Origin of the sequence: Nocardia camponoti, assembly GCF_014646135.1 — a bacterium.
In the GTDB taxonomy this organism is placed as follows: Bacteria; Actinomycetota; Actinomycetes; order Mycobacteriales; family Mycobacteriaceae; genus Nocardia; species Nocardia camponoti.
The window spans coordinates 104542-117869 of record NZ_BMMW01000002.1; the positions used below are offsets into that span (position 1 = coordinate 104542).

Annotated in this window: 12 protein-coding genes; 6 read left to right on the forward strand and 6 right to left on the reverse strand. The window is 65.8% G+C overall.

The genetic code is table 11. The annotated features are described in order from the left end of the window. Positions 1–22 precede the first annotated feature (22 nt). The gene (locus tag IEX78_RS08685; protein ID WP_188828410.1) at positions 23–1369 is read right to left on the reverse strand and encodes a cation:dicarboxylate symporter family transporter; all 1347 of its coding nucleotides are present in this window, start codon (positions 1367–1369) and stop codon (positions 23–25) included. Between the two features lie 87 nt (positions 1370–1456). Here IEX78_RS08685 and IEX78_RS08690 point away from each other — a divergent pair, with 87 nt between their 5' ends. Further along, positions 1457–3010 (forward strand): sensor histidine kinase, encoded by a 1554-nt coding sequence (locus tag IEX78_RS08690; protein ID WP_188828411.1) that lies wholly within the window; start codon positions 1457–1459, stop codon positions 3008–3010. Further along, complete coding sequence (locus IEX78_RS08695) at positions 3007–3705, forward strand: response regulator (protein WP_188828412.1); 699 nt, start codon at positions 3007–3009, stop codon at positions 3703–3705. Before IEX78_RS08690 ends, IEX78_RS08695 begins: the two co-directional genes overlap by 4 nt. 143 nt (positions 3706–3848) lie before the next feature. On the opposite strand, the gene IEX78_RS08700 is transcribed toward IEX78_RS08695, so the two are convergent. The 3 genes from IEX78_RS08700 to IEX78_RS08710 all read right to left on the reverse strand — a co-directional run bounded on the left by IEX78_RS08700 (position 3849) and on the right by IEX78_RS08710 (position 7476). Continuing rightward, positions 3849–5150 carry a cytochrome P450 gene (locus IEX78_RS08700; RefSeq protein ID WP_188828413.1) on the reverse strand — a complete coding sequence of 434 codons (1302 nt, stop codon included), beginning with the start codon at positions 5148–5150 and terminating at the stop codon, positions 3849–3851. A gap of 124 nt (positions 5151–5274) precedes the next feature. Beyond that, positions 5275–5988, reverse strand: coding sequence for a TIGR03089 family protein (locus tag IEX78_RS08705; RefSeq protein WP_188828414.1), 714 nt, complete (start codon positions 5986–5988; stop codon positions 5275–5277). Between the two features lie 3 nt (positions 5989–5991). Continuing rightward, positions 5992–7476, reverse strand: a complete 1485-nt coding sequence (locus IEX78_RS08710) for an LCP family protein (protein WP_188828415.1) — start codon at positions 7474–7476, stop codon at positions 5992–5994. Between the two features lie 127 nt (positions 7477–7603). Between IEX78_RS08710 and rfbD the strand changes: the two genes are divergently transcribed. Genes rfbD through manB form a run of 3 tightly spaced genes read left to right on the forward strand, consistent with a single transcriptional unit; the run spans position 7604 to position 10484 of the window. Next, positions 7604–8461 (forward strand): dTDP-4-dehydrorhamnose reductase, encoded by an 858-nt coding sequence (rfbD, locus tag IEX78_RS08715; protein ID WP_268240889.1) that lies wholly within the window; start codon positions 7604–7606, stop codon positions 8459–8461. An 11-nt stretch (positions 8462–8472) separates the two neighbouring features. Next, positions 8473–9369 carry a glycosyltransferase family 2 protein gene (locus IEX78_RS08720; protein WP_188828416.1) on the forward strand — a complete coding sequence of 299 codons (897 nt, stop codon included), beginning with the start codon at positions 8473–8475 and terminating at the stop codon, positions 9367–9369. A 35-nt stretch (positions 9370–9404) separates the two neighbouring features. Continuing rightward, positions 9405–10484: a mannose-1-phosphate guanylyltransferase gene (manB, locus tag IEX78_RS08725; RefSeq protein ID WP_188828417.1), complete on the forward strand. Its 1080-nt coding sequence runs from the start codon at positions 9405–9407 to the stop codon at positions 10482–10484. Positions 10485–10542: 58 nt separating this feature from the next. Here manB and IEX78_RS08730 read toward each other — a convergent pair whose 3' ends face one another. Then, the gene (locus IEX78_RS08730; RefSeq protein WP_188828418.1) at positions 10543–11193 is read right to left on the reverse strand and encodes a nitroreductase family protein; all 651 of its coding nucleotides are present in this window, start codon (positions 11191–11193) and stop codon (positions 10543–10545) included. Between the two features lie 67 nt (positions 11194–11260). Here IEX78_RS08730 and IEX78_RS08735 point away from each other — a divergent pair, with 67 nt between their 5' ends. After that, positions 11261–11635: a winged helix-turn-helix transcriptional regulator gene (locus IEX78_RS08735; RefSeq protein ID WP_188828419.1), complete on the forward strand. Its 375-nt coding sequence runs from the start codon at positions 11261–11263 to the stop codon at positions 11633–11635. On the opposite strand, the gene IEX78_RS08740 is transcribed toward IEX78_RS08735, so the two are convergent. Continuing rightward, positions 11628–13193: a carboxylesterase/lipase family protein gene (locus tag IEX78_RS08740; RefSeq protein WP_373291591.1), complete on the reverse strand. Its 1566-nt coding sequence runs from the start codon at positions 13191–13193 to the stop codon at positions 11628–11630. The two genes, IEX78_RS08735 and IEX78_RS08740, sit on opposite strands and share 8 nt — an antisense overlap. Positions 13194–13328: the final 135 nt, after the last annotated feature.

The window sequence follows — 13328 nt, forward strand, 5'->3', positions numbered from 1 at the left end:
AGGGCCTGCGACTGAGGCGTGACTACGCGACGACGGGCTTCGGGTCCGGCTCGCTCGGCGAACCGTGGTCGTCGTCCACCATCGTCGTCTCGTCGAACGGCACCTTGCCGTCGAGCACCTCGCGGGTGCGGTCGGCGTCGACGGTCTTGGTCCACGTGCCGATCAGCAGCGTCGCGACGGCGTTGCCCGAGAAGTTGGTGAGCGCGCGGGCCTCGGACATGAAGCGGTCAATGCCGACGATCAGGCCAACACCGTCGAGCAGTTCGGGGCGGTGGCTTTGGAGCCCGCCCGCGAGCGTGGCCAGTCCGGCTCCGGTCACGCCCGCGGCGCCCTTCGATGCGACGATCATGAACAGCAGCAGGCCAACCTGTTCGCTCAGGCTGAGCGGCTTGCCCATCGCGTCGGCGATGAAGATCGAGGCCATCGTCAGGTAAATCGCGGTGCCATCAAGGTTGAACGAGTAGCCGGTTGGCACCACAACACCGACGGTCGTCTTCTCCACGCCCGCGTGTTCCATTTTCGCGATCAGGCGTGGCAGCGCTGACTCCGACGACGATGTCGCGACGATCAGCAGGTACTCGCGTGCCAGGTAGCGGCACAGCTTCATGATCGACAGGCCAGAGACCAGTCGCAGCACAACACCGAGAATGCCGAAGACGAAAACCAGGCAGGTGAGGTAGAACGCGATCATCAGCGTCGCCAGCTGTACAACGGCGTTCCACCCGGTGCGCCCGACAACGTTGGCGATGGCACCGAACGCGCCAATGGGCGCCAACCACAGGATCATCGACAGAATGCGGAACACGAGCTTCTGCAGCAGACCGACTCCGCGCAGGATCGGTTCGCCCGCCGATCCCATCGCCTGCACGGCGAACCCGACGAGCAACGCGACGAACAGTGCCTGCAGAACGCTGCCCGCGGTCAGCGACGAAACCAGAGTGGTGGGTACGATGTTTTGGATAAAGTCCCAGGTACCGCCCGCGCTGTGCGCCTGATCGGCGTATTTCGCGCCGCTGCCCGCCTTGGCGAGACCAAGCCCCGAACCGGGCTCGATCAGGTTGCCGACAACCAGGCCGATCCCGAGCGCGATCGTCGACATGACGAGGAAGTAGCCGATAGCAAGCCCGCCGACCTTGCCCACTGTGGCGGCGGCGCGCACTGAACCAATACCCAGCACGATTGTGCAAAAGATGACCGGTGCGATCATCATTTTAATAAGGTTCACAAACAGTGTGCCAAGCGGCGCGAGAGACTGGGCGAACTCCGGAGCGAGTCGACCGACCAGAATGCCAGCAAAAACCGCGACGATCACCGCCAGGTAGAGCCAGTGGGTATGGTCGCGTTTCCGCGCTGTGGTGGTTGTGCTCATGCTGCACAGCATGCGGTCGACCTGTGACCGCTATCACATTTGGTGCATTTCGTTCGAAAAGAAGAATTACGTTCAGGAGACCAGAGAATGCGACGAGGACGACTGTCGCTTGCTGGACAGGCTTTTGTCCTGCAATTGGTCGTGCTGGCGATGATGATCGGGATGGGCACCGCGCTCGCCGTGCTCGACGCCCGACACGACAATGATGTGGCCACTGAGCTGCAGGTTCGCGATGTCGCGATCACGGTTGCCAACGCGCCGTCCACGCTCGCCGCGGTGCATTCGCAGTACCCAACCGCGCTTTTGCAGCCAACGACCGAACGCATTCGGACCGAAACCTCAATGGACTTCATTGTGGTCATGGCCCCCAACCGGACCCGCTACACCCACACCAACCCCGACATGATCGGCAAGGCGTTCGGCGGCAATATCGACCGCGCGCTCGCGGGCGAGACGTTCACCGAAACCTTCACCGGCACGCTCGGGCCATCGATCCGCGCGGTCACGCCGGTCTTCGACAGCGGTCGCGTTGTCGCGCTCGTCTCGGCGGGCGTCACGCGGGCACGCATTGGTAGCCAGGTCGCGTCGCAGGTGCCGCTCATTCTCGCGGTGTCCTCGGCCGGGTTGGTCTTAGCGGCGCTGTCGTCGTTCGTGATCAGTCGGCGACTTCGTCGGCAAACCCACGGCTTGGCTCCCGACGAACTGCGCGCGCTCTACGAGCACCACGATGCGGTCTTGCATTCCGTGCATGAGGGGCTCGTCGTATTCGGCCCGAATCCCGGACCCGCGGAAGTGGTCAATGACCAGGCTCGCGCCCTGCTCGACCTGCCCGATGGGCCGATCACCCGCGCTGATCTGCCGCCGTCAATGCGCAGGATGGCACCCGGTGTCGTGCGCGACGAGACCCATGTGACCACCGACCGGGTGCTGCTCGTGAACCAGGACCTCGTGCGATTCGAAGGGAAGCCGATCGGCACTGTGCTCACTGTGCGCGACCAAACCGAACTGCGCGACGTGCTCGGCGAACTCGATTCGGTACGCAAATTCGCCGAGTCGCTGCGGGCGCAAGCACACGAGTCGGCGAACAAGCTACACACCGTCGTCACCATGGTTGAGCTGGGCAAACCTGAGGAGGCGGTCGCGTTCGCCACCGCGGAACTGCAGCTGTCGCAGGTGCTCATCGACAGGCTGCTCGCCACTGTCGGCGACGCCGCGCTCGCCGCGTTGCTGCTCGGCAAGGTCGACCAGGCCGCCGAACGCGGCGTGAGCCTGTCGATTTCCGACGACACCGTCTTGGACTCAACCGCGCCGCTGACCGCGCAGGAAACCGTGACGCTCGTCGGCAACCTTGTCGACAACGCCATCGACGCCGCGGCGAACACCCGCGAAAAACGCGTCGAAGTGTCGGTGAACCACTGCGACGACCACCTGCGCGTGCGTGTCGCCGACAGTGGGCCAGGCATGTCAGCCGACCTGTTCGCGCGCGCCGCCGAACGCGGCTACACCACCAAAACCGATCACGCGGGCCTCGGCCTCGCGCTCGTTCACCGCCTTGTCGGCCGACATTGCGGCATCATCACCACAACGCCGGCCCCTGATAGCGCGGTCGTCGTCGAAATTCCGTTGAGGGAGAACCCATGATCCGCGTCCTGATTGTCGAGGACGAACCGCTGATCGCCCAAGCTCATCGTGCCTATCTCGACCGGCTTGACGGCTTCGTCACCGGCGGCGTCGCCCATACCGGCAACGACGCGCTGCGCATGGCGGCGAACGCGATCGCCGACGGAACACCGTTCCACCTGGTGCTGATGGACATCGGCCTGCCCGACACCAGCGGACTCGACGTTGCCGCCGCGCTGAACAGCCTCACCCCGCGCCCCGACGTGATCGCCATTACGTCGGCGCGCGAGCTGAATATGGTCCGCAACGCGGTTGCGCACGGTGTTGTGCTGTACCTCCTTAAGCCGTTCACCTTCGCCGCTTTCCGCGAAAAGTTGGAGCGCTACCGCGACTTCGACACCGCGCTACCCGCTGGCGAAGCCGCGCTGTCGCAGTACGACATCGACCGTGCGCTGGGCGCCCTTCGCACCGCTGACCAGCGCGCTGGCGCACCCAAGGGCGTCGTCCAGCACACCCTCGAAGAAGTGTCGCGCGCGGTGCGTTCGGCCGAAGGTGGCATCACCGCGACCGACGCCGCCGCCGTAGTTGGCGTCTCCCGCATCACCGCGTGGCGGTATTTGGAGAAGCTCGCCGACGACGGGTTGGCGGAACGCCGCGCCGATTACGGGCGTGCAGGTCGCCCGAAGACGCGATACCGCTGGCGGGCATCGGCGTAGTCGGGGCCGTCCCGACCGCCGCACCCCGAAAGCGCAACCGGCCTGGTCACGCAGCCGGTCCGAGCTGCGCGCCCGAGTCCGACCGCGCTGCGAGTCCGGTCACACAAGCGGTGCGACGGCCCGCAGTCGTCTGCCCGCCAGCCTCAGACCGCGGGTGCGGTCCTGCGCGCTGGGCCCAGTTCGACCGGCACGTGCTCGTATCCACGCAGCGTGAACAGCTGCCTTCGCTTCGGTTCGCTCGCTAGTCGTAGGTTTGGGTAGCGGCCGTAGAGCGCACGCAGCGCGTGTTCGGCTTCCATGCGGGCCAGTGTCGCGCCTAGGCACGCGTGGATTCCGCTGCTGAACGACACGTGGTCTTTGGCGTTCGGGCGGGTGATGTCGAAGCGGTGCGGGTCGTCGAAAACGAGCGGGTCGCGGTTGGCGCCGGCCAGTGACAGCACGACGGTCTTATCGGCCGCTAGGTGCGTGCCGTCGATTTCGAGGTCGGTCAACACGCGACGGGCCGTTGTCTGCACGGGCGGGTCGAAGCGCAATGTCTCCTCGACAACATCGGCCCAACGATCGGGTTCGGCGATGGCGAGGTCGCGTTGGTCGGGGTTCGCCGACAGCGCGACGACCGCGTTGCCAATCAGGTTGACCGTTGTCTCAAACCCCGCGCCCATCAGCAGGCTCGCGCTTGCTTGCAGCTCATGCATGTCGAGTTCACCAGCGACGACAAGGCTCGACAGAATGTCTTCGCCGGGCTCTTCGCGCAGCTTCGCGATGTGGTCGGCGAGATAGGCGTTGAGGTCTTCGGACGCGGCCATCGCCGAGAGGTAGATCCGCAGGGGCACGGCGATGTCGAGCAGCGGGGTGACGCGATCGCCCCAGGCGAGGAAGCGCTCGCGGTCGGCGTGCGGAAAGCCGAGCATGTCGGAAATGATGATCATCGGCAGGCGCGTGGCGAAGGTACTGACAAGTTCGATCGAACCTTCGGCGGGCATCGCGTCCAGCAATTCTTCGGTGACCACCTCGACACGTTCACGCAACCGCTCAATCGCGCGTGGGGTGAACGCCGACGCGACGGGCCGCCGCAGCTTGGTGTGCAGCGGTGGGTCGACAACCAACATCGACGGACGCTCAGCCGGATTGACCGGCACGGCAATTCGGTCGTGCAGCACGCGCAGCGGCTTCGGCACGTCTTGCGGCATCGGCGGCTGCACACCAAACCTGTTGTCGCGCAAGATAGCTCGCACATTGCGATGACTGAAGGTGGTGTAGGTGAGTGGCGTGCGCACCAATCCGCCGTCGCCGCGCAGCGCTTCGATGATCGGATATGGGTCGGCGAGGCCAGCCTCACCATTGATCAACTCGGCGAACGGATCTCGCTTACGCGCGTGCCACGCGAGCACGAAACGCGGCAGGCCACGCTCGATCAACCAGCGAACCACATAACTCGGCTTCATCGCCCCACCCTGGGTTATCGCGAGCCAACGCCCGCGGGTTCCGTTGTCGCGATTAACGGTACGGGCACCCACCGACAGAAAACACGTACTCAGGACGGATACGCGACCTATACCCAGGTATCGGCTAGCGACGCACCGTGACGCGCTCCGCCTCAACACGCCTATCCGCCGCGGCCGGGTCCGGGTTTGCCACCTGTACAAGCGAACCACCAACGGCGAGCACCGAGATAAGGCCGCCGACCAGTTCGTCGACCGACCCCCACTCCCCACTCGACATCACCCGGTCGCCAGCCGAAATACCCTGTGTCGACGCCGATTTGCGCGCGGCGGCGAGCACGTCGGCGACCCCAATCCCATCGAGCGCCGCACCAACGCCGCCCGGTCGGAACTGGTCGCCGTGCACCCGCACCGCGCTCGCGAAATCGGTGACGCCAGGCGGCACGTCGCGCACCGGCGTACCCATCGCATCGAGCGACAGCACCGCGACTTCAGCGACACCGTCGACGTCATCGAGCCGGTCAGGGGTCACAAACGCCAGCTCAGCATCGGGATCGGGTTGCAGAACGACCTCGGTGCCCGCCCACCAAGCCCCAAGCAGCACGGCAGCGGTTTGCCAGTGCGCGGGCAGCAACACCGCGACCCGCGCGCCGGGAGTGAGGGCGAATTCGTCGCGAATCAGGTTGGCAGTCTTGGCCGCCCAGTTGGCGAGCGTGAGGCCCGACAGTTCGATGCGCGCACCGGTCGCGTCGTCGTACCAGGTGACGCGCGGACCGGCGGGGTCGCGGTCGAGGATGGGGTCGATGAGCGCTTCGGTGAGCGTCAAATTCGATTCAAGCATGGGCTAATTCACGCATTTCGGTCCGTTCTGTCCTGCGTCGATCGGCGGGGAAGGCGGGATGGGCGTGGCCGCGAGCGTGCCCTGTTCAACGGAAGCGCCGGCGCTACCGGCAGCAGATGAGCCCGGACCAGAATAGTCGCTCGCCAAAACCACATTCACGGTATCGCTCGACAGCGACGTATCGGTAATGACCGGAATGCCGAGCGCACTAGCAACGGTAGTCGCGCGTGGACTGTCGCTGTCGCTGGCAAGCACGCGCGACGAACTCACCGAGCCCCCGGAATAGTTCCCAACCGTTCCCTGTCGAAAACCTTTGGTGCTCAACGCATCCGCGACGTTGCCAGCAAGTCCCGCGATACCGCTCGCATTGAACACGCTCACGGTGACCGTCGCCGGATCAACCTTCGCGGGCTCGGGCGCTTCCTCGGGCTCATCTCCAACAAGCCCACTTACGAAGCGCTGCACCTTCTTTGGATCAACCTTGACGACCGACTCCCCCGCCGACGTCATCGCGCTCACGTCTTCGACCGGGATCGTCTCGAAGCTCACCTTGCCGCCCGACATGTCTTTGAGCTGCTGCAAAAACGCGAGCACGTCCCAGTTTTCGTCAAGCACAACGGTGCGCCCAACCGCTTCGCTGAGCTGACTCAATTTGGCTGGGTTGGCGAGGATTTTCGCGTTCAGCATCTGGTTGACCAACTGCGCCATGAACACCTGCTGGCGCACGATGCGGTCGATGTCCCCACGCAGCAAATCATGGCGCTGCCGAACGAAACTCAATGCTTTCGGGCCGTCGAGACGCTGCTCGCCCGCCGAGAACTTCGCGCCCGACATCCACTCGTCGACCGGCTGGTTCAGACACACGTTCACCCCACCAACGGCATCGGTGAGCAGCACAAACCCAAGCAAACTGACCTCGGCGTAGTGGTCGACGGTGATGCCGGTGAGCGACGCGACCGACTTAATCAGCGCCTGCCTGCCCGCCAACGTCGATTCGCGTTCGGCGTCAGCTTCGGATTCACCTTTCGCGAGCAACTTCGCCCGCTGCGTTTCCTTCGTTGACCCGTAGGCCGAGTTGATCTTGGCTTTGCCAGCGCCCGCCACGTCGACGTAGGAGTCGCGCGGAATGGAGATGGCCGTCGCCGAGCGCCCGTCGTTGGGCACACGGACCAGCACGATCGTGTCGGTGTTGGTGCCAACCTCGTCGCCCGCGTGCAGCAGCGACCGTTCGGCCGAGGTGAGTGGGTTGCCGTGCGCGTCGGTGCGCGAATCGATGCCGACAAGCAGAATGTCGACCGCGCCGTCCTTACCGCCGCCGAGGCCAAGGCCGCCGATGCGGTCGATACTCGCGATTAGATTGTCGACGCTGCGCCACGCGAACCCGGTGAGAGTGAAAACGAGAACGGCCGAAATCGCGGCGATGATTTTCGCGGTGCTCAGCGGTTGAGCAGGCGCGGTGGTGGCTCGCACCCGGGTTGACTCCCGCATCTCGCGCATCCTCTCGACTCAGCAACCGACAAAAGATCCCCACCCCATGCGCCTCAGAAATCAGGCTAATCAACAGTTACCACAGTAGGCGACAACTGTGACGGCCCCGGCGTGCCAGACTGGCCGCGTGAACACCGATTTCGCCCCGAAAACCCGCCTGCTCGTGACCGGCGCGGGCGGACTCCTCGGCCGCGAGATCATGCGATTGGCACCGCACGCGGTCGCGTTGACCCGCGCTGACCTCGATATCACCGACCGCGGCGCCGTCGATGCGCTCGTGCGGCCTGGCGACGTCGTGCTCAATTGTGCGGCCTACACCGCCGTTGACGCTGCCGAATCCGACGTCGACAACGCTTTCGCGGGCAACACGACCGGACCAGCGGTGTTGGCCGCCGCGACAGCCCACGTCGGCGCTCGCCTTATTCACGTCTCCACCGACTACGTCTTCGCTGGCGATGCTGACACTCCCTATGAACCGGCTGACCCCGTCGCCCCTGCCACCGTCTACGGCCGTTCCAAGCTCGCGGGCGAAGAGGCGGTCCGCGCGGCCGCACCCAATGCCCAGATTGTTCGTACTGCCTGGGTGTATTCGGGAGTTAACGGCGATTTCGTCGCGACAATGCGCAAACTTGAACGTGAACGCGACACCATTTCCGTCGTCGCCGACCAGCACGGCAGCCCGACGAGCGCCGCCGATTTGGCCGCCGCACTCATCGAACTGACTACCCGCCCGGACGCCCCGTCAACCTTGCACACGACCAACGCGGGTACCGCGACCTGGTACGACCTCGCCGTTGCCGTCTTCGAAGAACTCGGTGCCGACCCCACCCGCGTCCAGCCGTGCGACTCAAGCGCTTTCCCTCGCCCCGCCCCGCGGCCCGCGTATTCGGTACTGGCCCCGACAGTCTGGAACGCCGCTGGCCTGACCCCGTTGCGGCACTGGCGGTCCGCGCTCACCGACGCACTGTCGGCTGCGACACGCTAGTCTCGGCAGTCGTGAACGCAGCTAATCCGCAGGCTCGCGCCGGGCTTGCCGTCGTCACGGTGACCTACTCGCCGGGCGAACACCTTGAGCACTTCATCAGCTCCCTCGCGGCAGCGACCAGCGAGAAGCCGCTAGTCATCCTGGCCGACAACGGCTCGACCGACGGGGTTCCCGAGCTGGTTGCCGAGGCCAACGCGCACGTTCGACTGCTCAACACCGGCGGCAACCTCGGTTACGGCGGCGCGGTGAATCGCGCGGTCGCCGAGATCGACCCCGACATTGAGTTCATTCTCATCGCCAACCCCGACATCACGTGGGGCACCGATTCCATCGACATCCTCATCGACGCTGCCCGCCGGTGGCCGCGCGCGGGTGCACTCGGCCCGGCCGTCCGCGAACCCGACGGCAAGCTCTACCCGTCAGCGCGACGCGTGCCGGGCATCACCGACGGCGCAGGACACGCGATCCTCGGCAAAATTTGGCCGAGCAACCCGTGGACGCGCGGCTATCGGCAGGAAAACGAGGCTGTCACCGAACGCGTCGTCGGCTGGCTTTCCGGGTCCTGCCTGCTGGTGCGCAGGTCAGCGTTCGATTCGATCGACGGTTTCGATTCGCGCTATTTCATGTTCTTCGAGGACGTCGACCTTGGCGACCGCCTCGGCAAGGCTGGCTGGCATAACGTGTTCGTCCCGGATGCCGCCGTGATCCACGCGACAAGCCACTCCGTTTCGCGCTACCCGGAACGGATGATCAACGCCCACCACGCCAGCGCCTACCGCTTCCAAGCCGACCGGCATCCGCACTGGTGGCAGGCCCCGCTGCGGGGCGCGCTGCGGGCCGGACTTGCGGTCCGCTCCCGGATTGCGGTTCGATCAGCGCTGCGCGAGCAAGCGCGAGCCGGCGTCTAACCCGACATCGGTCGAATGTGAACAGGGGAAACTCGATGGCAGGCAATACAGGCACCGACGCGGTCATCCTCGTCGGCGGACAGGGCACGCGGCTGCGTCCGCTCACCCTCTCGGCGCCCAAGCCGATGCTGCCGACGGCCGGACTGCCGTTCCTGACGCACCTGCTGGCCCGCATCGCCGAGGCCGGAATCACTCACGTTGTGCTCGGGACGTCGTTTAAGGCCGAGGTCTTCGAAGAGCACTTCGGCGACGGCTCGGAGCTCGGGCTTGAGCTTGAGTACGTCACCGAGACCGAACCGCTCGGCACCGGCGGCGGCATCCGCAACGTGCTGCCCAAGCTGCGCGCCGACAACGTGATGGTCTTCAACGGCGACGTGCTCGGCGGCACCGACCTCGGCGCGATCCTCGACACGCATGAGAAGACCCTCGCCGACGTCACGCTGCATCTGGTGCGCGTCAGCGACCCGCGCGCCTTCGGTTGCGTGCCGACCGACGAAGACGGTCGCGTCACCGCGTTCCTTGAGAAGACGCAGGACCCGCCGACCGACCAGATCAACGCCGGTTGCTACGTGTTCCGTCGCGAATACATCGAAAAGATCCCGACGGGTCGCCCGGTGTCGGTGGAACGCGAGGTGTTCCCCGCGCTGCTGGCCGAGGGCGCGCGCGTGCAGGGCCACGTCGACGCCTCCTACTGGCGCGATATGGGCACCCCCGAGGACTTCGTGCGTGGGTCGGCGGACCTGGTCCGTGGCATCGCTCCCTCGCCCGCGCTGCCCGGCCAGCGCGGCGAATCGCTGGTCCATCCCGGTGCCGGGGTGGCACCGGGTGCGCTGCTGATCGGCGGCACGGTGGTCGGCCGCGGTGCCGAGATCGGCGCGGGTGCGCGACTGGACGGGGCGGTGATCTTCGACGGCGCTGTTGTCGAAGCGGGCGCGACGGTCGAACGCTCCATCATCGGCTTCGGTGCTCGGATCGGCCCGCGCGCACTGGTTCGCGATGGGGTGATCGGTGACGGCGCCGTTGTCGGCGCTCGCTGTGAACTCCTGCGTGGTGCGCGGGTGTGGCCGGGCGTGGAAATCCCCGACGGCGGCATCCGCTTCTCCACCGACGTCTGACCCCCACAACGCCGGGTCCCCGCCGATTCCCTCGGCAGGCGACCCGGCGTTGTGCTGTTCACCGCAGCCCGTACACCTCATGGAAGACATTGCGCTCCCTGGCCCGGCGACCCGGATGTTCGCGCCGCTCGGCCGGATAACCGACCGCCACGAGCAGCGCGATCGCGAGATCGGCACGATCGCCGATCCCGATCGTCTTCTTCACCTTCTCCTCGTCCCAGCCGTTCATCGGCGAGGTGGCCAGCCCCAGTTCGGTGGCCGCCAGCATCACATAGGTCGCGGCGATCATGGCGTCCTTCACGGCGTATTCACGCAGCAATCCCCGCCGCGCGAGATCTTCCTGGAACTCCTGTGACGCGGCGGCGAACATCGTGACGAACTCCTCGGACCACGCGTCGTTGTCGCGGGCCTGGTCGTACACGTCGCTGTGGTCGTCGCGCCACGACTCCGGCTCGGCGACGAAAACCAGGATCAGTGGCGCCTCCTGTGGCTGGGGCTGGCCTCCGGTCGCCCAGGTCACCCCGGCCCGACCCGCCTCGCTCGTGATCGCGACGATGGAGCGGTCCTGCAGGTTCCAACTGGTCGGGGCCTCGATCGCGAGATCGAGCAGGGTGTCGAGATCGGCGACCGAGACCGGCTCGGGGCGGTAGTGACGGACAGTGCGGCGGGTGCGGATCGCTTCGGCGACCGACAAGATTCTGGATGACATGCACCAACTATCGGAGAGTCGCTCTCCATTAGGAAGTAGGCACTAAATAGTGCGTTACTATCCTTTTATGACATGGTTCGTGGAGTCCTCGGGTCTCCCCGCCGACGCCTACTCGGCGAAATGCCCGACCCGCCAGGTGCTCGATCACATCGCGGGCAAATGGACAATCCTCGTCGTCGACGCGCTCGCCGACGGCACACAGCGCTACACCGACCTCAGCAGACGCATCGAGGGCGTCTCCCAGAAGATGCTCACCCAAACGCTGCGCAGCCTCGAGGCCGACGGATTCGTCACCCGCACCGCCTATCCCACCATTCCGCCCAAGGTCGAATACGACCTCACCGCGCTGGGGCGCAGCCTCGCCGAACCGATCGCCGCGCTGCGACAGTGGACCGAAACCCACATCAACGAGATCGAACGCGCTCGCGCCGCGGCTAGCTGAAGCCGACGGCCTGGTCGCCCCATGCTGTGTGGAGGTCGGCGTCGGGGTTGTCGACGACGCGGTCGATGGTGTCGATGAGCAGGGTGGTGCGGGCGGCGGGGCGATAGTGGGGCCAGTGTTTGGAGCCGTCGAGTGCGGCGGGCACACCGTGTTCAGCGAAGGCGAGCCACCGTCGCCGCATCCGGCCCGACACCGCGACCGACGCTTTGCGTCCACCCAACCAGAACGTTGGGTCGTGGTTCAGTGTGCCGAAATTGCCGAAGACGTAAGGCAATTCAGTGGCGTGCCCCGCACCGACCCGCGCCGCCTTGAGCATGGGCGTCGCATAGTCGAAGCGGTACATCCACGTCGGCGAATGCTGTGCGTGCGCTTCGGCAACCCAGGCGGCGGGCATGCGAAACGCCGCGTCGGTCGACATAGCAAGAGCCCCACGGGTTTTCGTGAGGTCGGGGTAGGCCGACGTGATTTCGGCGATGCGTTCGGCCGACATCTCCGGGTGTGCGGCGGCGACGTCACGCAACATCGCGTTCACCGCGTCGGGCGTGACCGGCATGATCGGCGACCGCAACACCCGAAACAGCGACGCCTCATCGCGATTCGTGCCGATGAGCAGCGGCACGCGGTGCGAGCGACCCTGTTGGAACCGGTCGATCGGATAGTCAGGCAGCAGCGTGCCGTCGACGACGGGGGCGGCGGCAAGGCGACCCGGTTCCTTCACCGGCACCTCATCCATCAAAATCGCGCCCGCTTCAACGAGTTTCGCGATCGGCAGCTCGTGCAGTTGCTCGACATCGCTCGGGTCGATGTCAAGCAGTTCCAGGTACCGTCGCGCGACGACCGCCGCCCGCTCTTGACCGAAAACCGTTGTGGCAGGCGGAGATTGAGCGATGGCCTTGTGAAACAGCCCGGCTGCGGCGGGCGAGGTGAGCAGCGCGGTGACGCAACCGGCACCCGACGACTCGCCAAAAAGCGTGACGTTGCCGGGGTCGCCGCCGAACGACGCGATGTTGTCGCGCACCCACGCCAGCGCGGCGAGTTGATCATGCAGGCCGAGGTTGGGGGTGAAATCGCTGCCGAACGACGACAGGTCAAGAAAGCCGAGCACGCCGATGCGGTAGTTCACCGTGACAACGACGACGTCGCCGGATTCGGCGAGTTTGCGCCCGTCGTAGATGCTTTGCGCCGCGGTGCCGAGACAGTAAGCGCCGCCGTGCAGCCACACCATGACCGGACGAGGCTCGTCATCCGGGTTGGGGTTGGGCGACCACACGTTGACCCAGAGACAGTCTTCACCCATCTGCAGGTCGGAGTCGACTGGGACCATCGCGCCCATCGCCTGCGGCGCGATGTCGCCAGCGACAACGCACTCCCGCACGCCAGTCCACGGTTCAGGCGGTTGCGGCGGCGCGAAACGCGCGTTCCCGCGCGGGGCAGCCGCGTACGGGACCCCTCGCCAGACCGCGATCGGCCCGTCGTACACCCCGCTGACCTTCCCGTACTCGGTGCGCGCCAGCGGCTCACCGGTCGACGTGGAATCGCCCAACTCCAGATCAGACATCACGCTCATCGCACACCTCCCTAACCAGGACGGCTGAACGCGAGGTGTCTCGACGTTAGCTACGACCGGTCGTCTTCGCCTGGTGACTTCCTACGAGAGTACGTGGAGGAGGCGACAACCGGCCCGCATCGTTTG